This window comes from Allobosea sp. P5_A5 (genome assembly GCF_056400625.1).
In genome coordinates this window covers 31,236-54,076 of record NZ_JBFUKY010000010.1, presented here as the reverse complement: position 1 = coordinate 54,076, position 22,841 = coordinate 31,236, and the positions used below count along the sequence as shown (strand labels likewise).

At 63.6% G+C, this 22,841-nt stretch carries 21 protein-coding genes; 6 read left to right on the top strand and 15 right to left on the bottom strand.

Annotated elements, in window-relative coordinates:
• Positions 1 to 24: 24 nt before the first annotated feature.
• The 7 genes from AC1DR6_RS18275 to AC1DR6_RS18245 all read right to left on the bottom strand — a co-directional run bounded on the left by AC1DR6_RS18275 (position 25) and on the right by AC1DR6_RS18245 (position 5,741).
• Entirely contained in the window at positions 25 to 762 is a 738-nt protein-coding gene (locus tag AC1DR6_RS18275) for an SDR family oxidoreductase (RefSeq protein WP_476830689.1), read from the bottom strand.
• Positions 759 to 1,955 (bottom strand): mannonate dehydratase, encoded by a 1,197-nt coding sequence (uxuA, locus tag AC1DR6_RS18270; RefSeq protein WP_476830688.1) that lies wholly within the window; start codon positions 1,953 to 1,955, stop codon positions 759 to 761. Before uxuA ends, AC1DR6_RS18275 begins: the two co-directional genes overlap by 4 nt.
• Before the next feature lie 36 nt (positions 1,956 to 1,991).
• Positions 1,992 to 2,711, bottom strand: coding sequence for a GntR family transcriptional regulator (locus AC1DR6_RS18265; RefSeq protein ID WP_476830687.1), 720 nt, complete (start codon positions 2,709 to 2,711; stop codon positions 1,992 to 1,994).
• Between the two features lie 13 nt (positions 2,712 to 2,724).
• Complete coding sequence (locus AC1DR6_RS18260; RefSeq protein WP_476830686.1) at positions 2,725 to 3,471, bottom strand: amino acid ABC transporter ATP-binding protein; 747 nt, start codon at positions 3,469 to 3,471, stop codon at positions 2,725 to 2,727.
• Positions 3,468 to 4,145: an amino acid ABC transporter permease gene (locus tag AC1DR6_RS18255; RefSeq protein ID WP_476830685.1), complete on the bottom strand. Its 678-nt coding sequence runs from the start codon at positions 4,143 to 4,145 to the stop codon at positions 3,468 to 3,470. The genes AC1DR6_RS18260 and AC1DR6_RS18255 overlap by 4 nt, the downstream gene beginning before the upstream one ends.
• Positions 4,142 to 4,816: an amino acid ABC transporter permease gene (locus tag AC1DR6_RS18250; RefSeq protein ID WP_476830684.1), complete on the bottom strand. Its 675-nt coding sequence runs from the start codon at positions 4,814 to 4,816 to the stop codon at positions 4,142 to 4,144. Before AC1DR6_RS18250 ends, AC1DR6_RS18255 begins: the two co-directional genes overlap by 4 nt.
• Before the next feature lie 100 nt (positions 4,817 to 4,916).
• On the bottom strand, positions 4,917 to 5,741 hold the full coding sequence (locus tag AC1DR6_RS18245; protein WP_476830683.1) for a transporter substrate-binding domain-containing protein: 825 nt from the start codon (positions 5,739 to 5,741) through the stop codon (positions 4,917 to 4,919).
• 411 nt (positions 5,742 to 6,152) lie between these two features.
• Here AC1DR6_RS18245 and ku (AC1DR6_RS18240) point away from each other — a divergent pair, with 411 nt between their 5' ends.
• A complete protein-coding gene (gene ku, locus AC1DR6_RS18240; RefSeq protein WP_476830682.1) occupies positions 6,153 to 6,998 on the top strand; it encodes a non-homologous end joining protein Ku in 846 nt (281 codons plus the stop codon).
• Here the strand turns inward: ku (AC1DR6_RS18240) and ku (AC1DR6_RS18235) are convergent, their stop codons facing one another.
• Both ku (AC1DR6_RS18235) and ligD read right to left on the bottom strand, forming a co-directional pair.
• On the bottom strand, positions 6,999 to 7,787 hold the full coding sequence (ku, locus tag AC1DR6_RS18235) for a non-homologous end joining protein Ku (protein WP_476830681.1): 789 nt from the start codon (positions 7,785 to 7,787) through the stop codon (positions 6,999 to 7,001).
• A 76-nt stretch (positions 7,788 to 7,863) separates the two neighbouring features.
• Positions 7,864 to 10,488, bottom strand: a complete 2,625-nt coding sequence (gene ligD / locus AC1DR6_RS18230; RefSeq protein WP_476830680.1) for a DNA ligase D — start codon at positions 10,486 to 10,488, stop codon at positions 7,864 to 7,866.
• A gap of 186 nt (positions 10,489 to 10,674) precedes the next feature.
• Here ligD and AC1DR6_RS18225 point away from each other — a divergent pair, with 186 nt between their 5' ends.
• Together AC1DR6_RS18225 and AC1DR6_RS18220 are read left to right on the top strand one after the other, a co-directional pair.
• Entirely contained in the window at positions 10,675 to 11,727 is a 1,053-nt protein-coding gene (locus tag AC1DR6_RS18225) for a YihY/virulence factor BrkB family protein (RefSeq protein WP_476830679.1), read from the top strand.
• A gap of 110 nt (positions 11,728 to 11,837) precedes the next feature.
• The gene (locus AC1DR6_RS18220) at positions 11,838 to 12,509 is read left to right on the top strand and encodes a DUF2161 domain-containing phosphodiesterase (protein WP_476830678.1); all 672 of its coding nucleotides are present in this window, start codon (positions 11,838 to 11,840) and stop codon (positions 12,507 to 12,509) included.
• A 494-nt stretch (positions 12,510 to 13,003) separates the two neighbouring features.
• Here AC1DR6_RS18220 and AC1DR6_RS18215 read toward each other — a convergent pair whose 3' ends face one another.
• The 6 genes from AC1DR6_RS18215 to AC1DR6_RS18190 are packed head-to-tail and all read right to left on the bottom strand — an operon-like array spanning position 13,004 to position 19,608.
• The gene (locus AC1DR6_RS18215; protein ID WP_476830677.1) at positions 13,004 to 13,876 is read right to left on the bottom strand and encodes an ABC transporter permease; all 873 of its coding nucleotides are present in this window, start codon (positions 13,874 to 13,876) and stop codon (positions 13,004 to 13,006) included.
• A 7-nt stretch (positions 13,877 to 13,883) separates the two neighbouring features.
• The gene (locus AC1DR6_RS18210) at positions 13,884 to 14,834 is read right to left on the bottom strand and encodes an ABC transporter permease (protein WP_476830676.1); all 951 of its coding nucleotides are present in this window, start codon (positions 14,832 to 14,834) and stop codon (positions 13,884 to 13,886) included.
• Between the two features lie 2 nt (positions 14,835 to 14,836).
• Positions 14,837 to 15,868, bottom strand: coding sequence for an ABC transporter ATP-binding protein (locus AC1DR6_RS18205; RefSeq protein ID WP_476830675.1), 1,032 nt, complete (start codon positions 15,866 to 15,868; stop codon positions 14,837 to 14,839).
• Positions 15,865 to 16,860 (bottom strand): ABC transporter ATP-binding protein, encoded by a 996-nt coding sequence (locus tag AC1DR6_RS18200; protein WP_476830674.1) that lies wholly within the window; start codon positions 16,858 to 16,860, stop codon positions 15,865 to 15,867. Before AC1DR6_RS18200 ends, AC1DR6_RS18205 begins: the two co-directional genes overlap by 4 nt.
• 7 nt (positions 16,861 to 16,867) lie before the next feature.
• Positions 16,868 to 18,040 carry a mandelate racemase/muconate lactonizing enzyme family protein gene (locus tag AC1DR6_RS18195; protein ID WP_476830673.1) on the bottom strand — a complete coding sequence of 391 codons (1,173 nt, stop codon included), beginning with the start codon at positions 18,038 to 18,040 and terminating at the stop codon, positions 16,868 to 16,870.
• Between the two features lie 14 nt (positions 18,041 to 18,054).
• Positions 18,055 to 19,608 (bottom strand): ABC transporter substrate-binding protein, encoded by a 1,554-nt coding sequence (locus AC1DR6_RS18190; protein WP_476830672.1) that lies wholly within the window; start codon positions 19,606 to 19,608, stop codon positions 18,055 to 18,057.
• Positions 19,609 to 19,780: 172 nt separating this feature from the next.
• On the opposite strand from AC1DR6_RS18190, the gene AC1DR6_RS18185 reads away from it, so the two are divergent.
• The 3 genes from AC1DR6_RS18185 (at position 19,781) to AC1DR6_RS18175 (ending at position 22,834) form a co-directional block, all read left to right on the top strand.
• Complete coding sequence (locus AC1DR6_RS18185) at positions 19,781 to 20,410, top strand: GntR family transcriptional regulator (RefSeq protein ID WP_476830671.1); 630 nt, start codon at positions 19,781 to 19,783, stop codon at positions 20,408 to 20,410.
• A gap of 458 nt (positions 20,411 to 20,868) precedes the next feature.
• Positions 20,869 to 21,909, top strand: coding sequence for a DNA adenine methylase (locus tag AC1DR6_RS18180; RefSeq protein ID WP_476830670.1), 1,041 nt, complete (start codon positions 20,869 to 20,871; stop codon positions 21,907 to 21,909).
• 10 nt (positions 21,910 to 21,919) lie between these two features.
• A complete protein-coding gene (locus AC1DR6_RS18175) occupies positions 21,920 to 22,834 on the top strand; it encodes an HAD hydrolase family protein (protein ID WP_476830669.1) in 915 nt (304 codons plus the stop codon).
• The last annotated feature ends 7 nt before the right edge of the window (positions 22,835 to 22,841 follow it).

Below are 22,841 nucleotides of genomic sequence, written 5' to 3'. Positions count from 1 at the left end.
TACCGGCGGCTTAGGCGAGGGCAGTCACGCCAGAGAGGTCGGCGTGACGATGATCTCGTTGACGCAGACATGCGGCGGCAGTGTCGCGATGTGCAGGACGAGGCCGGCGATGTCCTCCGGCCGGAGCATGCGGGCGCGGGCCTCGTCGCTCATGCGCACCGGCCGTTTCTCCATCAAAGGCGTCAGCGTATCGCCCGGCGACAGGACGCAGGAGCGGATGCCGTCGATGCCGTGCTCGATATTGATGGCATGGCTCATCGCGACGACGCCGCTTTTAGCCGCCGTGTAAACCGGGCCGGGGCCGGCGCTCAGCACATGCGCCGCCAGCGACCCGATATGGATCAGCACGCCGCCGCCTTGCGCCTTCATCACCGGCAGGACGGCACGCGACAGTTGCAGCGCGCCGCGCAGATTGGCATCGAGCAGCAGGTCGACGGAATCTGCGGTGAGCTTCGCCCAGGATCGATCGGGAACATTGGTGCCGGCATTGCTGACGACGATGTCGAGCGGGCGGCCGGCCAGCAGCGCTAGCGCCCGGTCGAGCGTCGAGACCTCGGCGACATCGCCCGGCGCGACGATGGCCTCGCCACCCTCCGCTGAAATGCGCGCCGCGACCTGTTCAAGCGGCTCCTGACGCCGGCCCGTCAGCATTACCACGGCGCCGGCGCGGCTCAGCGCGAGCGCCGTGGCCTCGCCGATGCCGCTGGCGGCGCCGGTGACCCACGCCATCTTGCCGGCAAGCGGCTGTCCCGCCGGGTTCATTGCGGCCAGCCGTTCTGATGCGCCAGCGCGGTGATGACGCCGCGCAGTTCGGCGAGGCCGCGCATCCGGCCGATCGCCGGATAGCCCGGGAAGGTCAGCTTGCCGATATCGTCAAGCAGTTCATGGCCATGGTCGGAGCGGAACGGAATGCGCCAATCCGCCCGGCCGGCCTGTTTGCGACGAGCCTGCTCCTGCATCAGGGTGCGAATGACCGCGACCATGTCTGTATCCCCGCCGAGATGGTCCGCTTCCATGAAGGAACCATCGGGATCGTTGGCGACGTTGCGCAGATGGGCGAAATGGATGCGGTCGGCGAAATGCGCGGCGATGGCGGCCGGATCGTTCGCAGGGTTCGCCCCGAGCGAGCCGGTGCAGAAGGTCAGCCCGTTGGCCGGGCTGGCGACGGCGGCCAGGATCGCTTCGAAATCCTCCATCGAGCCGGCGATGCGCGGCAGGCCGAGCAGCGGACGCGGCGGGTCGTCGGGGTGGATCGCCATGCGGATGCCAACCTTCTCGGCGGTCGGGATGATCGCCTCCAGGAAGCGGACGAGATTGTCGCGCAGCTGTTCGCGGCCGACGCCGCGATAACGCGCGAGCATGGTGCGCAGCCCTTCGATGTCGTAGCGGTCGAAGGCGCCGGGCAGCCCGGCCATGATGGTCGATAGCAGGCGGTCGCGGTCGGCCTGCGACGAGGCGTCGTACCATTCCTTGGCCCGCGCCAGCACCTCTGCGGAGACATCGGCCTCCGCCCCCTCCCGGCGCAGCATGAAGCAATCGAAGGCCGCAAACTCGTGCGCGTTGAAGCGTAGCGCGATCGCGCCGCTCGGAAGCCTGTGACGCAGCTGAGTCCGCGCCCAGTCCAGCACCGGCATGAAATTGTAGCAGATGACGTGCACGCCGGCCTCGGCGAGATGCACCATCGACTGGCGGAAGTTCTCGTAGAGCGGCTCGACATCGCCTTCCGCGAGCTTGATCCGCTCATGGATCCAGAGGCTTTCGACCACGCTCCAGCGCAGACCGAGCGCCGGATCGGCGCCGATGGCGTCCATGCGCGCAGCGATCTTCTCGCGCGTCCAGACTTCGCCCGCCGGCACATCGTGCAGCGCGGTCACGAGCCCGGTCGCGCCGGTCTGCCGGATATGATCGAGCGGGATGATGTCATCGGGCCCCCACCAACGCCATGTCTGTTCCATCGGTCGTGCTCTTTCGTCTTGCGTCGTTGGATATCGTCAGGTGACTGTCGGGGCGGACGGCGGCTTGGCGCCAGGCAGGCCGGGCCTGTCCTCGAAGAATTCGGCGTGCTCCGCCGCGATCCGCTCCAGCGCCAGCGATGCGCTGTGCAGATGGGTGCTCATGACGGCGCTGGCGCCATCGGCGTCACCAGCGATCACGCGTTCGACCAGCTGCTCGTGCTGATGGAAGATCATTTCGAGCCAGTCCTGGCTTTCGAGTGAGAGATAGCGCAGCCGGTCGAGCTGGGTCTTGCCGGCCAGGATGACGTCCCAGACATGCGGATGCCCGGCGATCCGCATCAAAGTGCGATGCAGGTTTTCGTCTGAATTGAAGAAGCCGAAATGGTCGCGACGGGCGATGATGCGCGATTGGTCGCGCAGCAGATCCGTCAGGACCCGCTGCTTTTCGTCTCCCGAGGCGAGCGCAGCGCTGCGAACCGCGTTGCATTCCAGGGTCTGGCGCACGAACTGTGCGTCCCGCACGGCCGAGAGCTGGATCGGCGCGATGAAGCTGCCGACCTGCGGAACGATCGACAGCAGCCCTTCGACCGAAAGGCGGTGGAAGGCCTGCCGGATCGGGGTTCGGCTGAGGCCGTAATGGGCGGCCATCCTGATCTCGGACAGTGCCTCACCCGGCCGAAACTCGCCCATCAGGATACGCGCGAACAGGTCGTCGTAAACCTGCGAGACGCTCCAGCGGGTCGCGGTTTTCGGCACGACGACCATTGCGTCAATGCGCTGCGCTGCTGATCGAACTCAGGAAGCGCTTCGCTCGGTCACTTTTAGGGGCGGCCAGCATCTCGCGGGGATTGCCCTCCTCGACGATCTTGCCGCCATCAAGGAAGATCATGCGGGTGCCGACATCGGCGGCAAAGCGGATCTCGTGGGTCACGACCAGCATGGTGCGGCCTTCCAAGGCGAGGTCGCGCATGACCGCCAGCACCTCGCCGACCGTCTCGGGGTCGAGCGCCGAGGTCGGCTCGTCGAAGAGCAGGATGTGGGGATTGGTCGCCAGCGCGCGGGCAATCGCAACGCGCTGCTGCTCGCCGCCCGACATCTGCGCCGGATAGGCGTTGATGCGATGCGACAGCCGCACCTTCTCGAACAGGCCGCGCGCCCGCTCTTCGATCGTCTTGCGGTTCTCGCCATGGACGACGACCGGTGCCAGCATGACGTTCTGCAGGGCCGTCAGATGCGGATAGAGGTTAAAGTGCTGGAAGATCATGCCGATGCGGCGGCGGACATCGATGATGCTGCGCTGCCTCGCCTGAACGGCCTTGCCCTCGAACAGGATATTGCCGCCTTCGATGGTCTCCAGCCCGTTGACGCAACGCAGAAGCGTCGATTTGCCGGTGCCGGAGGGGCCGATGAAACAGACGATTTCGCCGGTCTTAATGGCGGTCGAGACGCCGTCGAGGATCGTCCTGTCGCCGAAGCGCTTCACGACATTGTCGAAGTGGAGAACGGTGTCGGTCATTGTCCTGCTCCGGCCGTCATCAGGCGGGTATTGACGTGGAAGCGCCGTTCGAGCGCAGCCCCGCCGAGCGAGATGCAGTAGTTGATGAGGAAGTACATCAGCGCGAGCAGGAGCAACGGCACGAAGCTCGAGCCCATCGTCTCGCGGATCAGAAGGCCCGTCTTGGTCAGCTCGACATAGCCGATGATCGATGCCAGCGAGGATTCCTTCAGTGTCGCGATATAGACGCCGACCGAGGGCGGCAGGATGACGCGCAGCGCCTGCGGCACGATGACATGGCGCATCATCTGCCAATAGGTCATGCCGGCGGCGCGCGCGGCCTCCCACTGGCCCTTCGCCACGCTTTCGAGCCCGGCGCGGATGACCTCCGACATGGTCGAGGTCGCGTGCAGCGCCAGCGCGATCGTCGTCGCCGCGAAAGGTGACAAATCGAGCCCGAAGATCAGGGGAATACCGAAGAAGACGAAGAACAGCACGATCAGGATCGGGATCGAGCGGAAGAACTCCGTGAACAGCAAGGCCAGCAGCCGCAGCGGCCAGAAGGCCGAGATGCGGGCGAGCGCCACCAGCGTGCCGGCGACGGCCGCGATCAGAAGCGCGAGCCAGGACAGCCAGATGGTAACCAACGCCGCCTTCAGCAGCAGCGGCATGTAGGAGAGCAGTTGCGCGCTCATCGGAAAGCCTCCGGCTGACGGAACAGCCAGCGGCCGATGGCGATGCGTCCAAGGTTCACGATCTGGCAGAGGACGAGATAGACGATCGCGGCGATCACGAAGGTCTCGAAGAAACGGAAGGAGGAGGAGCCGACGGTCTGCATCCAGGACGCGACCTCCTCCACCGCAATGGCCGAGGCCAGCGACGAGGCGAGGATGACCGCGATGAACTGGTTGCCGAGCGGGGCGTAGATCGTGCGGAAGACCTGCGGCAGGACGATGTGGCGATAGAGCGCGATCCGGGTGAAGCCTTGCGAGGCCGCGGCCTCGAACTGGCCATTGGGTACGGCGACCAGCCCGGCGCGGATGATTTCGGCCATGTAGCCGGCGCTGTTCAGGGTGAGGCCGATCAGGGCGGCGTTGAACGAGGACAGTCGCAGCCCCGTCTGCGGCAGTGCGAAATAGACGATGTAGAGGATGACCAGAAGCGGCGTGTTGCGCATGACCTCGACATAAAGGCCGGCGAGGAAGCGCAGCAGCTTCGAATGCGAGCGCCGCATCAGGGCGATGCCGGAGCCGATGGCGACGCTCATCACGATCGCCAGCACGGACAGCAAAAGCGTGGCCTGTGCGGCGGCCGCGAGGTCCCCGAAATAGGGCTCGATGCTGCGAAACGAGAAATAATAGGGCAACGATCAGGCTTCCTGTCCGAGTGTTGCGCGCGCGGCGCCGCCGATTTCGCGACGAGAGAGCTGCCGCCCGACCTGAGAGCCGGGCGGCGGCCTTGCGGCCTCAGTATTTGGCCTGGATCGGCGGCTGCTCGAAGCCGAACCACTTCTGGAACAGCTTCTTGTTGTCGCCCGATGCGTTGAACTGGTCGACGAAGAGGTTGAGCACCCGCAGCCACTCGGCATCGCCGGCCGGCGCGCCGATCGCGATCTCGGCGCGGGCCAGATCGCCCTCGGCCTCGCGCAGCTTGCCGGGGTTCTCCTTGATCGCGTTACCGTTGTAGAAATTATCCTCGGCCATGGCGTCGGCCTGGCCGCTCAGCACGGCGTTGAGTTCGTCGGCCTGGGTGTTGAAGCGGATGATCTGCGCCTTCGGCATGTTCAGCGGCACGGCCCGCTCGGCGGTGCCGCCACGCGAGATCGCGACGCGGATGCCGGCCTCGTTGGCCTCGGCGATGGTCTTGTGCGGGCTGCTGGTCGGCAGCAGCAGGCGCATCGTCGTGACGAGATAGGGGTTGGTGAAGGCGATCGAGGTCGAGCGCTCGACGTTGCGGGTGAAGTCCGCGATCGTGACGTCGGCCTTGCGGGTCTGCAAAGCGGTGACGCGGGCCGGGATGTCGGAGATGATGAATTCCGGCTTGACCTTCAGGGCTTCGGCGAGCCGCTTGGCAATGTCGATGTCGTAGCCTTCGGCCTCGCCGTTCGGCAGGACGCGGCTATAGGGCGGCAGGCTGCCGAGCACCGCGATGCGGATCGTGCCGCGCTGGATCACGCTTTGCAGGATGCCGGGCGCGGTCTGCGCCTGGGCCGAGCCGAGCATGGCGGCTCCAAACAGGCCCACTGCCGCAAAACCGCACAGCGACTTCATCATTCCGCGCTTGGACAACATTTTGTTTCCTTCCCTGAAGGGCTGCAATCGGCTTATTCGCCGGGCGCCTTGCGGCAGTCCGACGGTTTTTCGAATGTGATCCGGAAAGGAGGTCGGACGCGGTCGAAGCGGCGATGTCCTGCCAGGCCTCGGCGCTCCTTGCATCGTCGAGCACAGGGTTCTGCCCTGCTGATCGATCTCGATTTCCTACCCTGCGATCATTCTTGTATTCTTGTATACAAGGTCTAGCAGGAGGAGGTTGCAAGCGCAACCAGGCAGCTTTCGGCGAAGGGAAAATGCCGATCCATCCGGTCATGCATGCGGGCGCGCTGATTGAATCCTCGCTGCTGCCAAACGACCATCCGGAACAACGGGTCGAGCCCGCTCGTTCCTCGCGCGCGTCGACATCACTATGAGTTCGGGAAAACGGCCATGGCCCCTCGCGCTGTCTGGAAGGGCGTTCTGAAGATCGCCGAAGTGACCTGTCCCGTCTCGCTCTACACTGCTGCTTCCACGGCAGAGCGGATTTCGTTCCACACGCTCAACCGCAAGACCGGCAATCGCGTTCACCGCGAGTTCGTCGACGAGGTCTCCGGCAAGCCCGTCGAGAGCGAAGATCAGGTCAAGGGATACGACAAGGGCGACGGGGACTATGTGATCCTCGAACCCGAGGAGATCGCCGCCGCTATCCCCGAAAGCGACAAGACGCTGACGGTCGAGACCTTTCTGCCCTGCGACGAAATCGACGATATCTTCTTCGACAAGCCCTATTACGTCGCGCCGAGCACCCCCATCGCCGCCGAGGCTTTCGCGCTGATCCGCGAGGGGATGAAGGGCCAGCATTCGGCCGCTCTTGCGCGCACGGTCATCTTCCGTCGCATGCGGTCGATCCTGATCAGACCGCATGGCGAGGGCCTGATCGCGACGACCCTGAACTTCGACTACGAGGTCCGATCAGTCGAGCAGGCGTTCAGCGATGTGCCCCGGATGAAGATCGAGGACGAGATGCTCGAACTCGCGGAGCACATCATCAAGACCAAAGCCGGGACTTTCGACCCCAAAAGCTTCGATGACCGCTATGAAAACGCCCTTGCGGAGGTGGTTCAGGCGAAGATCGAAGGCCGCAAGATCAAGCCGCAGAAGCGGCCGGAACCCACCAAGGTCGTCAGCCTGCTGGATGCGCTGCGCGAGAGCGCGCAATCCAATGCGTCCAAGAAGAAGGCCGCCAAGCCAGTGGCATCCTCGAAAACGCCAGCTCCTCGCAAAAAGGCGAGCTGATCACTTCCTGCGAGGCTCAAGGCTCTTCTTCAGAGCATCCATGATGCTGATGACATTGCCTTCGCTCGCCTGAGGCTTGGCCGCCTTGGCGGGTTTGCGGCCCTTCTGCTTAGCCTTGATGATCGAGAGCAGCTCGTCCTGCACCGGGTCCTTGGCAAGGTCGGGAGACCAGTCCTTGGTGCGGCTGGTGATCAGCTTGTCCATCAGCGGACGCAAATCGGCCTCGGGCTCGGCTTTCTTGATACCGCCGAAATAATCCTTCTCGGGCCGAACCTCGTCGCCGTAGCGGAGGGTCCAGAGCACGATGCCGTTGTCGCGGGCATCCAGCAGCACCGCGCGTTCGCGGCGATAGAGAACTACGCGGGAAATGCCGACCGTCTTGGTGCGTTTCATCGCTTCGCGGATCACGGCGAACGCCTCCTCGCCGACCTTGCCGTCCGGTACGAGATAATGCGGCGTGTCGTACCAGATCCAGCCGACGGAGGACCTCGGTGCGAAGGTCTCGATGTCGATGGTTCGCGTGCTATCGAGCGCGACGGCATCGAGTTCGTCATCCTCGAGCATGACATAGTCGTCGTCGCCCCGCGGATACCCCTTGACCTCGTCCTCGTCGGCGACGGGCTTGCCCGTCACGGCATCGACGAAGCGGCTCATGATCCGGTGGCCGGTCTTGCGATTGAGCGTATGGAAGCGAACCTTCTCGCTGTCGGAATGGGCGGGCATCATCGCCACGGGGCAAGTCACCAGCGAAAGCTTCAGATAGCCCTTCCAGAACGTTCGCGGCGCCATATCACCTGTCTCCCGAATCTGCCGTTGAACGTTCCGGCGCGGACGATCGTTCCCCTCTTAGCAGCGCAACGCCTCGTCAGGCCGCTTTGGTTCGCTTCTTCAAGGCCTTGATCGCATCAGCGATGGAGCCTGCCGCATCGTTGTAGCCCTCCCACGCCTTCGTCTTCTTCAGCAGGGCCGGTATGGTTCGGATCGTGTAACGGGCGGGATCCAGCCCGGTTTTGACCTGATCCCAGGTCAGCGGCATCGAGGCGTGGGCACCGGGCCGGGCGCGGGGCGACAGCGGGGCGACCGCCGTGGCCATGCGGTCGTTCCTCAAATAATCGAGGAAAATCCGGCCGTTGCGCAACCGTTTCGCCATGTTGACGAGATAGCGCTCCGGCTGCTCTGCCGCGAGTTCGGCGCAGACGGCACGGGCGAATTCCTTGGCCGCCGGCCAGTCTACCGTCGCCTTTTTTCCCGAAGCGAGCGGCGCGACCACATGTAGCCCCTTGCCGCCCGTGGTCTTGCAGAAGCTCGTCAGGCCAAGCGTTTCCAAGCGCGTGCGCATCTCGTTGGCGGTCTGGATGACGTCTGCGAAGGTGACGTCCGGACCCGGATCGAGGTCGAAAACGAGGCGGCCCGGAACTTCAGGATCACCCGGCGCGCAGTTCCAGGGATGGAGCTCGATGCCGCCGATCTGGGCCGCAGCCGCCAGGGCTTCGATGCGATCGATCTGGAGATAATCCTTCTTGTCGCCGAAGACGCGTACGAGCTCGAACAGGTTCGATGTCCCCATTCCGGCATGGCGCTGAAAGAACATCTCGCCGCCGACCCCGTCGGGCGCGCGCACCAGCGAGCATGGCCGCCCCTTGATATGCGGCAGCATCCATTCGCCGATGGCTGCGAAATATTCCGCCAGCTCCTGCTTGGTCACCGGGCGACCATCCCCGGCATCCGGCCAAAGCGCTTTGTCGGGGTGGCTGATGCCGACGCCCATCACATCGGCGCGGCCGCCCCGGCCACGCGGGCGAACTGGTTTCGGCTCGGGCGTCTGGGTCTCCTGCGGGTCGGCCGGAAGCTCGGTCTCGACCTCGTCTGCCGGCTTGTCCTCGCGCAGCCCCTTGAAAGCCCCCTGCCGCACCATGCCTTCGCCGGTCCACCCGGCGAATTCGATCTCGGCCACCAGTTCCGGCCTCAGCCAGGTCACGCCAGGGGCGCGCTTGGGGGCCCCGACGCCTGTGAAGGGTGATGTCTCGGCGGAGGCCGCCTGGAGTTTCGGCAACAAGGAGGCAACCTTGGACGTGCTGTAGCCTGTTCCGACCCGGCCGATATAGACGAAGTTCGGCCCGCGATGGACCCCGACAAGCAGCGAGCGGAACTTGCCCTCGGTGGTCGACCAGCCGCCGATGACGACTTCATGGCCGGCGCGGCATTTCGCCTTCGTCCAGCTGTCGCTTCGGCCGGAGACATAGGGCGCGTCAACGGCTTTCGAGACGATCCCTTCGAGAGAGAGCCTGCAGGCCGATTTGAGCACTGCATCGCCGCCAGTCTCGAAATGTTCGACGTAGCGGATCACATCGCCGTCGATGTCACCTTCCAACAGGGTCTTCAGCCGCTCCTTGCGCGCCAGGAGAGGCTGCTCGCGCCAATCCTGATTGGCTTCGAACATCATGTCGAAGGCGAAGAAGACGAGATTTTCGGTTTTCTCCTCGGATATTGCTGCCTGAAGCGCCGCGAAATCGGGCGATCCATGTTCGTCCAGCGCGACGATCTCTCCGTCGACGATCGCGTCCGGCAGAGCGGCAGCGGCTTTCGCGATCGTCCGGAACTTGGCGGTCCAGTCCAGGCCTTTGCGGGTCTTCAGCGTGACCTTTCCAGCCTCGATCCGCATCTGGACGCGGTAGCCGTCGAACTTGATCTCGTGGACCCAGTCCGAGCCGTTGGCGGGCCGCTCGACGTTCCGGCACAATTGCGGTTCGACGAATGGCGGCATTGCCGTGGGGGCTGCACTTCGGACTGAGCGGGTTTTCGCCTTGGCGCCGCGCTGGCGAGCGGCCAATCCGCTGCGGCTGTCCCACTCGGCATCGGGCGCCAGGACGCTCTTGGCCAACAGGAAGGGCTTCGGCGACTTTCCCTTGCCGGCGGCGATGGCCGCCATCTTTCGGCCCGAAGCCACGGAGGTGTCCGTCTCCAGAACGGCCTCGCCATGCCCATCCGTGGCGTGCTCGTCGCGATGTTTGATCAGCAGCCAATTGGTCCGCTTGCCGCCATCGCGGTCGCGGCGCATCCGGACGAGCACGAAGCTTCCGTGAAGTCGCTCGCCGTGCAACGTGAACTTGAGATCGCCCTTTTCGAGCTGCCGCTCGGGGCTCAGCTTGCCCTCGGGCTCCCAGTAACCGCGATCCCAGAGCTGAACCGTTCCGCCGCCATATTCGCCCTTGGGAATCGTGCCCTCGAAGTCCCCATAGGCAAGCGGATGGTCTTCCACCTCGACCGCAAGACGCTTGTCCTGCGGATCGAGCGAGGGGCCTTTCGTGACGGCCCAGGATTTGAAGACGCCGTCGAGTTCCAGCCGGAGGTCGTAGTGCAGCCGCGTCGCGTCGTGCTTTTGAATGACGAAGCGCAGCCGGTCGGACGATGCGACCGCGACCTCGTCGCTCGGCTCCTTCGTCTTCTCGAAATCGCGCTTGGCACGATAATTCTCGAGTTTGCCCGGCACGGTCCTGCCCCTTCTTTGTCCATCAACGTCACGGAATTTTGCGGGTTCCAAAGCGTTGGGCCCCGCCGTGGCGGCGATGTCGTGACGGGGGGACCGGGCATGTGGAACCTGTCCGGCTCGACGCGGTTCGCCTTGCAACCGAAAAGCGAGCCCGAGACAGCGATGCCTTTCCTACGCCGGCGCCTCATGACCGATCTTGCCCTGTCCGTGCTCGTCGGGGCAGGTTCCGCGTGGCTGGCGTCGCATTTCCTGCCGTTGGATCGCAGCGCGCGCGACGCCGAATACGAATCCAAGACGGCGCATCGTACTCAAAAGGGCGCATCCGCCGCCGCGCCGCACGAGATCCCGACGCGCGGGTGGCTCGACATCCTCCGGCGGACCTATCACGAAGTCGACCGGGACCGGGTTCGTGCCGTGGCAGCAGGCGTGACGTTTTACGGGCTGCTCGCGCTCTTCCCGGCCCTGACGGCGTTCGTCTCGCTCTATGGGCTCGTGGCTGAGCCCGCCACGATCGCCAATCAGATGACATTGGTGGACGGCTTTCTCCCGGGCGGGACCTCGGACTTCCTGCGCGACCAGATCACCCGCATCACCAGCGGTGGCGATGCCAAGCTGGGCCTTGCCTTCGTCGTCAGCATCGGGTTGGCGATCTGGAGCGCGAATGCCGGGGTCAAGGCGATTTTCGACGCGTTGAACGTAGCTTATGGCGAGGACGAGAAGCGCGGGTTCATCAAGCTCAACCTGGTCTCGCTTGCGTTCACCAGCGGCATCCTGATTTTCGTGCTCGCCGCCATCGGCGGCATCGCCGTCATTCCGGTGATGCTCGACTTTCTTTATCTTGGCAGTTCGGCAGAGTGGCTGATCTCGATCGCGAGATGGCCGGTGCTGCTCGTCGTTCTGATGCTCGGACTGTCGGCGCTCTATCGCTACGGTCCGAGCCGCGACGAGGCGCAATGGTCCTGGGTCAGCCCCGGTGCCGTCTTTGCTGCCGTTGCCTGGCTTGCGGGGTCGCTGCTGTTCTCCTGGTACGTCGCCAATTTCGAGGACTACAACAAGACCTACGGCACGGTCGGCGCCGTCATCGGGCTGCTGACCTGGATGTGGCTGTCGGCGACGATCGTCCTGATCGGCGCCGAACTGAATTCCGAAACCGAGCGACAGACGGATCAGGATACGACGAAAGGCCCGGCGATGCCGATCGGGATGCGCGGAGCCGATGCTGCGGATCGGAAAGGCTAAAGCGTTTAGTGCGGGTTCAGCGGGCGCTCGCAGCCCTGCATGTCGGCGCGCGCATTTCGCTCTGCGAAACCACTGTCTGCTATTTGACGGACGGTGATTCGGAGGTCCGTGTGGAAACGTCGCTCTACCTGCCCGTCAAGAATTTCCTCGAAGGCCTGGGCTATCGCGTCAAGGGCGAGGTCGGGCATTGCGACCTCGTCGGACTCAAGGACGATGATCCGACCGTGGTCGTCATCGGCGAGTTGAAGCTGACCTTCAATCTCGAGCTTATCCTGCAAGGCGTGGACCGGATGAGTGTCGGCGACGAGGTCTGGCTGGCGGCCAAGCTCTCCGCGCGCGGCAAGGGCCGGGAAAGCGATCCGCGATACCGCAACCTCTGCCGGCGCCTCGGCATCGGCCTGCTCGGCGTCGACCTGTCGGGTGCCGTCCATGTCCTCGTCTCGCCGGCGGCGCCGATCCCACGCAAGGACCCGCGAAGGCGCTCGCGGCTGGTGGAGGAGCACAGGCGTCGGCGGGGCGATCCGTCCGTCGGCGGCGCGACGCGCACTCCCGTCATGACCGCCTATCGCCAGCAGGCGCTTGCCTGTGCGGCCGCGATGATTTCGGCGCCGCAGCGGCCCCGCGACCTCAAGCCCCAATGGCCTGACGCGCAGAAAATCCTGCACCGGAATGTCTATGGCTGGTTCGAACGCGCCGAACGGGGCGTCTATGCCCTCACCGAAACCGGGCGCCTCGCGGCGGCGGGGTGGTGCGCCGCGGCGGCGGGTCAGAGCGAGCGCTAAGGCGCTCAACGGCAAAGGTCGCTGGCTTATCGACAGTGCGGTAACATGGCGGACAGGGAGAGATTTAAAAAATGCTAAATAACAAGCAAAATCAATTGTTTGTGCAGATCAGGTGCGCTGAAGTGTTGCACAAAATGTTGCCCGATTGAGTAGGCCAATCAGACCTTTTTTATCGCCTAAGACACTTCAATAAAGTAGCTGGGTAGTAAGGTCGCTGAGAAAATGGTCATAGACCCGAGGCTACGGGATCAGGCCCTTAGCTGGCACGTGCACATTCCTCCTATTGGCATTCTAGTTGTCGGCTTCGAAGCAGGGCTGGAGTTGGCCCTTTGTGGACGTTTGGAGTCTGGTTTCGGGCGGTTCGCCGCAGTGTATGCGGAATAATTAGGCGAAACGCGAAGGGCGCATCATTCCCGCGGGAAAGTCTGGCTGTCGCATGCAAATGCGAAGTGGCGGACCCTGAAACCAGTACAGGATACCATCGCCAATCTCGATCAGTCGTTACGGCTGCGCGTTGGGTCCAGCAAAGCCCTGAGCGATTCTCCGAGCGCGTTGAATGCCAGAGCCGTTAACAGGATGGCGAGACCGGGCGCGTACATCTGTTCGGGCGCAATCTCCATGTAGGTGTAGCCTCGAGCCAGCATCTGGCCCCAGCTGGGCTGTGGCGGCTGGACGCCAAGCCCGAGGAAACTGAGGCTCGCTTCCGCCAGCAGCGCCGTGGCGAGCAGCAGCGTCACCTGCACGATCACCGGCTGGATCGCGTTCGGCAGGATGTGCCTGAAGATAACGCGCCAGGTGCTCGAACCGAAGGTGCGGGCTGCATCGACGAAAAGATCGCCTTTCACGATCATGGTCTGCACCCTGATCAACCGCGCGATGCCCGGCGAGAACACGATGCCAACCGCAATCATGCTGTTGGTAAGGCCGATTCCCAGTGCGCCGGTGACCGCAATGGCAAGGACGATGCTGGGAAACGAAAGCATCGTGTCGATGATGCGCCCAATGCCGGTGTCGACCCAGCCGCCAAGATAGCCAGCAAGAACGCCGATCGGCAGCCCGATAGCGAGGCCGATCGAAACCCCGAGGAAGCTGGCGTAGAGCGTCATGGGTCCGCCATGGAGCAGGCGGCTGAACACATCGCGACCAAGATCGTCGGTGCCGAGCCAATGCGCGGCGCTTGGCGGAGCCAGGATGTCCATACTCTGCGCGATCGGGGAATAAGGAGCGATCACGCCGGCTAGAAGTGAAAGCGAGCCGAGTAGCAGCAAGAAGATGAGACTGACCGCGGCGCGCTTGTCGCTCACAAGCCAGGCGCGAAGGCGCGGGCGGCGCTTTCTGGCGGGGGCTGGCTGGATGGCGTGGCTCATCGGCGGCTCATCGGCGGCTCATCCGGGGGTCGAGCGCTGCATAGAGCATGTCGATCAACAAGTTGCAGGCGATCACAATTAGCACGAGCACGAAGACGACGCCCTGTACGACCGGAAAATCCTTGTTGGTGGCAGAGGCGACGATGAGCGAGCCGGTGCCGGGAATGGCAAAGACGGCCTCGATTGCCACGGTTGCGCCAAGTGTACGGTTGAAGACGAGGCCGACCACGGTGAGCAGCGTCAGCGAGACATTCTTAAGCCCGTGCCGCCAAAGTATCTTCGACTGCGGCAGCCCCTTCGCATGCAAAGTGCGGACATATTGCGAAGAAAGCACGTCAATCAGCGCGCTGCGCAATTGTCGCGTGATTTCGGCGATGCCGCTCAGCGCCAGGGCGCAGGCCGGAAGCGTGGCGTGGTGAAGCGCTCCAAGCGGATCCTGTGTCAGAGACACCGCGCCGGTGGTCGGGAACCAGCCAAGGCCAAGTGCGAACAGCCCGACGAGGATCATGCCCATCCAGAAATTCGGGACGGCAACCCCGAGGGAGGCGGTGCTTGTGACCAGCCGGTCGATCCGGCCATCGACATTGGTTGCAGCCAGGATACCGAGCGGCACGCCGATCGCCACCGAGAGCGCCAGCGCGATGAACACGATCAGCAACGTGTTAGGCAGGCGCCTCAGCACCTCCTCGAGTACCGGCACCCCGGTGATCAGCGAGGTGGAAAGGTCACCGCGCACCGCCTGCGAGAGCCAGTGAAGATATTGCTGCCACAACGGCAGGTCGAGACCGAGCATTTGCCGGATCTGGGCAATGCGTTCCGCCGTCGCGGTCTCGCCGGCGATGACCGCCGCCGGGTCGCCCGGTACGAGCTGCAGCAGTCCGAAGATCGCAAGCGTCGCCAGCACCAGCACGGGCACGACCTGCAGCAGCCGGGAGCCTACCAGGCGAACCGTCCTCATGCTCATGGCTGCCGGCCCGCGGCGCCGTGGTGTGGATGAAGCTCGTCGTTCGACATCAATGGCAGCTCGCCTGCGAAATGGCACGCGCTCCAATGGCCAGAACCGCTTTCACGCCACGGCGGCTCCTGTTGCGCGCACAGCGGTTGGACGAAGCGGCAGCGGGTCCGGAAGCGGCAGCCCGAAGGTGGCGAAACCGGACTCGGCAACTCGCCCTCGAGGACGATGCGATTGTTCGGTCGCAGGTCAGCCGGCAGAGCTACCGGCTCGGCCGAAAGCAAGGCTTCAGTATAGGGATGGAGAGGCCGCTCGATCACGTCCTCGGTACGGCCAAGTTCGACGATGCGGCCGAGATACATCACCGCGACCCGATCGCTGATATGGGCGACGACACCCAGGTTGTGGGTGATGAACAGATAGGTCAGGCCGAATTCCTGCTGCAACTCGGCGAGCAGGTTGAGGATGTCGGCCTGTATCGAGACGTCGAGCGCCGAAACTGCCTCGTCGCAGACGATGACGGAGGGGCGGAGCGTCAGCACGCGCGCGATGCAGACGCGCTGCTTTTGCCCGCCGGAGAGTTCGTGCGGATAGCGCCGGGCAAAGTCCGGGCTGAGCCCGACGCGCTCCATCAGTGCGCGCGCGCGCTCCTCGCGTTGGGCACGCGGCAGATCGGCGGCGACGTCCATCGGCTCGCGAATGGAATCGAGGATCGACATGCGCGGGTTAAGTGCGGCATTGGGATCCTGAAAGATGATCTGATACTGGCGACGGTGCCGTCTAAGATCGCGCGACGACAGGGCGTAGGGATCGATACCGGCATGGCGGATGCGCCCAGCCGACGGCTTCTCCAGACACACGATTGCCCGGCCCAGTGTCGTCTTGCCTGACCCGGATTCACCGATCACGCCGAAGGTCTCGCCTTTCATCACGGCAAGTGAGACGCCATCGACCGCCTTCAACGTCAGAGCGCCTCCTACTGGAAAGTGGATGCCGACCTGCTCGGCCGCGATCATCGGCTGCGGTTCGGCGCCCTTCATGAAAGGACTCCCGGGAGCTCAAGCTCGCCATGCCGGCAGCAGCGGACCTTGCCGCTCGGTGGGATGGTCTGCAGAGGCTGCTCGGCTTCGCAGGGCGGCTTGGAAAAACCGCAGCGCGGCCGGAAGCGGCAGCCGGGCGGAATCTCGCCGCGTGCGGGCACACGTCCCGCGATCGCGGGCAGACGCGACTTCCGCTCCGCCAAGGCCGGCAGGGAGCGCAGCAAGCCGGAAGTATAGGGATGCCGCGGCCGGCGCAGCACCTCGTCGATCTCGCCCTGCTCGATGACCTCTCCGGCATACATGGTCACGAGACGCGAGCAGGTCTCGGCGACGAGGCCGAGATCATGGGTGATGAACAGCATCGCCATGCCCAGCCGCGAGCAAAGGTCACGCAGCACGTCTACGATCTGCGCCTGTACGGTCACGTCAAGCGCGGTCGTCGGCTCGTCGGCGATCAACAATCGAGGTTCGCAGACGATGGCGATGGCAATCATCGCGCGCTGGCGCATGCCGCCAGACAGTTGATGGGGATAAGAATCGTAGCGCAGTCCCGGCTCGGGAATCCCGACCGTGGCCAAGGCCTCGATGCCGCGTTCGCGGGCCTCTCTTCGGCTGACCGGATGGTGCGTGCGCAACGTCTCGCTGATCTGCTCGCCGATGGTGAAGACCGGATCGAGCGCGCTCATCGGCTCCTGGAAGATCATGCTGATCTTCGAGCCGCGGCGGCGCCTAAACTCGCGCGGCGCCATATCAACGAGGTTTTCGCCCTCCAGCATCACTTGTCCCGAAACCGAGCTGGTGGCGTGCGGAAGTAGACCCATCAGAGCAAGCCCCGTGACGGTCTTGCCGCAACCGCTTTCCCCAACGAGTCCGACGGCCTCGCCGGCTGCGATCGAGAAGGAAACGTCGCGCGTGACCTGCACCATGCCACTGCCGGTGCGGAAAGCGATGCCGAGGTCGCGGACATCGAGAAGGGGCTCAGCAGCGGCCATCGATGTCTCAGCGTGGCGGGTGGCGGCGCACGGCGGCCTCGTCGACATCAGTGCCCCAGCCGGGGCGCGTGGGTACGAGCATTTCGCCGTTCTCGATCACGGGCTGATGCGTGACGAACTCGCCCTTCCAAGGCACGTCGTCGATGTCGATCTCCATGATCCGCAGGTTGGGCACGAGAGCCGCGAAATGGGCGCTGATATGATCGGCGAGATGCCCGTAGAAATTATGGGGTGCGACGTTGACCTCATAGGCATCGGCCATCGCCGCGATTTTCACCGCCTCTAGGAAGCCGTTCCAAAGCACGTCGACGATCGCGACATCCATCGCGTAACCTTCGAGAAACGGCCGGTAGCTGCGACGGGTGTAGAGGGATTCGCCGCTGGCGATTGGGAAGGAGGCTTCGCGCCGCAGCAGCGCAAGGCTCTGCGCATCGTATATGTCGAGCTCCAGCCAGGCCGGGTGGAAAGGCTGCAGCGCCCGCACCAATTGCAGATAGCCCTCGGTGCGGAAATGGAAGTTGGCGTCAAGCATGATCTCGGCGTCTTCGCCGGCGCCAGCCCGAAGCGCCTCCATCTGGCGGCCGAGGTCCTTGAGGACCGTCGGCTGCGGGTTGAGCGCCGGGAAGCCGGGCATAGAGCCGAAGCCGGGCCGAAAATTCGCCAGTTTGCCGTCCTCTATGAACATGATGTTGGTCTTCATCGCGCGGAAGCCGCGCCGCCGCGCCTCCTCGCCAAGCTTCATCACGTCGTCGAAATTACGCAGGGGCGGCAGATCGTATTGTCCGCCGAACCGGACTCGGTAGCTGCCAAAGTGCGACCAGTAGACCGGCAGTCGGTCCCGCACGGCCCCACCGAACAAGGCATGGACAGGCACGCCGAGCGCCTTTCCGGCGATATCCAGCAACGCGTTGCAGATCGCGGCCATGGCATGCTGGTTGATGCCAGACCAGGCAGGCACCGTCTGCGTATAGAGCACCGACATGATCCATTCGGGCCGCCGTGGATCGAGGCCCACGATCCGCTCGCCAAGGGCGGCGATCGTTGCAGAGAGGCCCCGTGTGCCGACATCCTCGCTATACTCCGACCAGCCGATGAGGCCCTCGTCGGTCATGATCTTCAGGAAGGACGTCGTGCGCCAGCCGGCGGCGGCGTGCAGACTTTCCAGGCCGGTGATCTTCATCGTGATGCTCGGTCTCAGGCCTTCAGGGACAATGCGTTGAGCTTCGGCTTGCCGAGCAGGTTCGGGACATAGCCGACCACGTTCGGCGAATAGGCTTCGATGCCTGGGACGAAGGCGAGTTCGCCCGACAGCGCGTGTTCGAGCGACGCCCGTTCCAGCTTGGCGAAAGCCTTCTTGCGCGTCTCGGCATCAACGGCAGATTGCGCGTCGATCTGCGCCTGCGCCATCTCAGGCGGCGGCGGCACCTTGCCGACATTGTTGAAGCCGTTCTCGCCGTAGACCAGCGCGAAGGGCTGGCTCGGATCCGGACGGCCGGACCACAGCGCGAGAAGCATGTCGCCTTCGCCCTGCACCGTAAACCGCTGATACATGTCGGCACTCGAGCCGACCGTCATGGTGCAGCGGATGCCGGCCTGACGGAGTTGCTCAATGATGATCTCGTGGCGCTGCTGCGAGGCCTGATCGGAATAACCGTAGAAGCGCAGATCGACGCCATTGGCAAAGCCGGCCTCCTTGAGCAGCGCACGGGCCTTGTCGGGATCATGCTTGTAGAAGCCGTCGACGGACGGATCATGGGCCCAGTAGCTTGGCGGCAGCATCGTCTGGGCGGGCACGCCGAGGCCCATCAGGGCAGCGCGGTTGAACCCTTCACGGTCGAGTGCCCAGTTCACCGCCTGGCGTACTTTGACGTCGCTTAGAGGCGTGCGCTTGTAGTTGAAGAGCAGGTGATAGTCCGCAATCGTCGGTGTCGAGCTGACGACGACCTTGCCGGTCATACGGTCGGCAACGAGCTTCTGCTGCGGATTGAGACGAAAGACGAAGTGGTTCTCGCCAGCGATCACCGAGCGCAGGGCCGTATTGACGTCGGTGATGATGCGGAAGGTCAGCCCATCGAGATGCGGCAGGCCTTTGTTCCAGTAGTCGGGATTCCGGACCATGACGACGACGTCGTTGTCGTTCCAGCGCTCCAGCTTGAACGGGCCGGTGCCGACCGATTCCCGATCGAACTGGCGGCCGCGCTCAGCTACCGCCTTGGGCGATGTGATCATGCCGGCGCGATCGGCCATGATCAGCGGCAGCGCCGTGTCGGGGCGACTGAGCTTCAGCGCGACCTTGTTCGGTGCGAGTACCTCCACCGCCTCGATCGACTGCAATTCGCCGCGCACCGCCGAGCGCGGATCTGTGCGGGCACGGTCAATATGGGCCTTGACCGCCTGCGCATCCATCAGCTCCCCGTCGTGGAAACGCACGCCCTCACGCAGGGTGAAGGTCAGCGTCTTCGGGTCTGGAAACTCCCAGGAGGTCGCCAGGCCTGGCTTCGGCGATAGAGACTGCGGCTCGAAATCGACCAGCGTGTCGAAGAGCGGATAGAGTAGCATATGGTCGGAGCCGAGCCCGCCCGTGATAGGGTCGAGGGTCGATGGGTTGAAAGGCGCGGCGACGCGCAGCACGCCCCCGTTGGCCGGTGTTTGAGCGCGGACCTCACCAACTGGTCCGAGGCGGGGGAAGCCCCAGATCGCGGCGCCGCCTATGCCGGCAAGTGCGTGCCGGCGTGTCAGAACTGGCATTTCCTCATTCCCATTTTGCACGGATCTGCGCCCGCCCAACTCAATCGATATTATATATAATTTCTAACTGCAAGGATTATATATAATATCGAAAGCGTGTTAGTCTGTGTTATGGCATCTCGTTATCGGCAAGCGGGAGGCGCGATTGGCGGAACTAAGCCAGCATGAGACGATGGCTACCCGCGTTGAACGGGCCATCAAGCGCGAGATTCTCGACGGCCTGCTCTTTCCCGGCGACAGGCTGCGCGTTGCGGAATTGAGCACCCGCTACGGCGTCAGCCATATCCCGGTGCGCGAGGCGTTGCGCCAGCTCGAAGGCGATCGTCTCGTTGTGATCGACCCGCACCGGGGTGCCGTGCTGCGCGAAGTTACGCCGAAATTCGTGCGCGATATGCACGACACACGTGCTGCCCTGGAACTGCTGCTGGTCCGACAGGCGACCGAGAACGTCACCGAGACGGCCGCAGCGCGGCTGAACGAACTTGCTTTGGCCTATGAGGCCGCCGCGATGCGCAAAGACCCTGCGGCCATGGTAATGGGCAACATCGCATTGCATCGTGCGATCGCCATGCTGGCCGATAACCTTGTCGCGGCCGATATCATGGAGCAGGGCTGGGAACTGGTGGTCAGCATCCGGCGTCGCTACGGCTTCGGTCCGTCGCGCGTGGCGACCATCATCGAGCAGCATAGGGCGCTCGTGGCCGCGATCTCTGCAGGCGAAGCGACCAACGCCGTCGAGATCGCAATGAGGCATTGCTGCGACGCTCGCGACGATCTGCTCATGCGAATGAATGAAAGATGACGGTGCATTGACGATCGGCGTTTGAATTTGTGGGTGCCCAGTCGCGTGTCATCCGAGGCCCTCACACCTTTTTATGTCCGCTTAATACCTTTCCTCGAACGGCAGCTATCTGGCGCAGCCCGTCCGGACGAGCGATAGGCGTTTATGGCCCTTAGTCGACACTCGGAACGTCCGCTCTCGGGTGAGACGGTTTCCAGCGCCCTGCGGCGGTTCTGACCCGAATCGGACTTCTGGAACGGCTGCTTCGGGCGAGGGCTCAATTATAAGTTCGTTGGGGCTGCCCACGTCTCTGGGCCCGGCGTTATCCGGTCGGTCTGATGGTTATGAACCCGATTTCCTAGCGAAGGCGGACCAGCAGGACCCGTGGAGGTTTGAACCTCAGCGGTGATTCCCGTAAAGGTCTGAGGCGATCACGGTCGTCGCCGCGGGCTCGCGGCATCTCATATTGGTTTGCTGCGATGCGATACATTGGCTCCAAGGCGGCAACGCTTCCCGCGATCCAATCGATCGTTGAAAGGTTTGCGCCGAGTGCGCGCTCTCTCTGCGATCCCTTCGCCGGGACTTGTACAGTCTCGCGCCATTTCAAGTCGCTTGGTCTGAGGGTCGAGACCGGCGATCTGTTGTGGGGCAGCTACATATTCCAGCGCGCAATGATCGCTCTAAACCGGGCACCGGCCTTTGCGAAGCTGGTTTCAGCACTTGATCTCGACAATGCCGATCGCCCTGTGGACGGGGCAACGCAAATTCTTCGCCAGCTGGATCAGATGACCGGCCGAAGGGGTTTTATTACGGAAAGCTTCTCCGATGCCGGCAAGGCCGGTCGGCGTTTTTTCACGGCCGAGAACGCGGGGCGAATCGACACGATCCGCGGCCAGATCGCAGGGTGGAGCGCCGACGGCCTTATCGACGAGTGCGAGGAAATCTACCTCCTGGCTTGTCTAATCGACGCCTCGGATCGGGTTGCGAACACCGCAGGCACATACATGGCTCATCTGAAGCAGTGGGGGCGCAAGTCATTGCGCCCCCTAGAGATGCGGGGCGTCCCCGTCGTGGACAACGGTGCTCGAAACAGCTGCCGCCGCGCTCAAGCCTGGGAAACGGCGGCCACCGAGGTTGATGTGCTTTATCTAGATCCGCCGTACAACACGCGGGACTATTCGTTCTATTATCACCTGCCGGAAAGTCTCGCGCTTTGGGATGGAGCGGCGCCGACTGGCAAAAGCGGCGTCCCGGCCAACCGCCGGCATCCGATCTCCGATTTCTGCGTCCGTGCCCGTGCCGCCGCAGCGCTCGATTATCTTCTCTCGCGGTCCAGCGCCCGCCTTATCGTAGTGCATTATGCATCCGACGGTCTGATCCGCCACGACGAGATCGTCGAAATGTTAGAATGCCGGGGAAGGACCGATTTCGAGGATTTGAAAGTTCGATCGTACCGTTCCAAGATCGAGCAGAAGGATGCCATGGCCCATCATCGGTTATATTGGTGCCGTCCAAACTAGGGGAGAGACTGTGACAACATTGCGGGCCGACACTGAATTGGCCGCGCGGTTAGAGCGGATCAAGCTCGTCCTTATGGACGTCGACGGCACGTTGGTGACGAGCGACGCACAAAACTTCTCGCGGGTGGTCGAACAGTTGCGGCGGCTAAGGGGTATCGGTGTTAACTTTTCCGTCGCGACCGGTCGAACGCTGCATGGGGTAGCGCCTATCGTTCGGCAGATGCTGGAGGTCGGCGCCAAGCTGCCCCCGATGATCACCTACAACGGCGCGGTCGTAGCCTTCGGCGAGCAGCCGCTGGTTCTCAAGGTCCGGACGATCGAGCGAGCCCTCTTCGCTGATCTCGTTAGGGGATGTCGGAAGGCCGGCGTAGAGCCGCTCGCATACGCCTGCACCGCGACGCCCTTCGGCCTGGTGCAAGAGATAACCTATTCCGAGAGCGCGAAGCAGCCCGCTACGGAATTCAACGGCTCTGTCATCTGTCAAGTCCCCGATCTATTGAGAATTGAGGACGACATCGTAGCTGTCCTGATCAAAAAACCAGATGGACCGGTTGGTGAGGCTTTACTAGCGGAGTTCGCGCTTCGCTTCGCCGGCGTACTTAGGGTCACCACTTCGGGGGGGCCCTATATTGAAATCTGTCACCCCCTTGGGACCAAGCGGAATGCGATGAAAGAACTCGCGACCCTGCTGGGTATTGGAACAACCGATGTCATGGCGGTAGGAGACAACTTCAACGACCTCGAAATGATCGAGGGGGCCGGCGTCGGCGTCGCCGTAGCGAACGCGCCCCCCGCCGTGAAGGCTGCGGCCGCGCTAGTTTGCACCCAAAACGGCGCCGCTGGTGTGGTTGAGGCTCTGCGTTTACTAACGCGCGTGATAAGGACCGAAAAGGCGTTGGCCGGCGCTTTGGCACGGGCTGGATAAGACACAT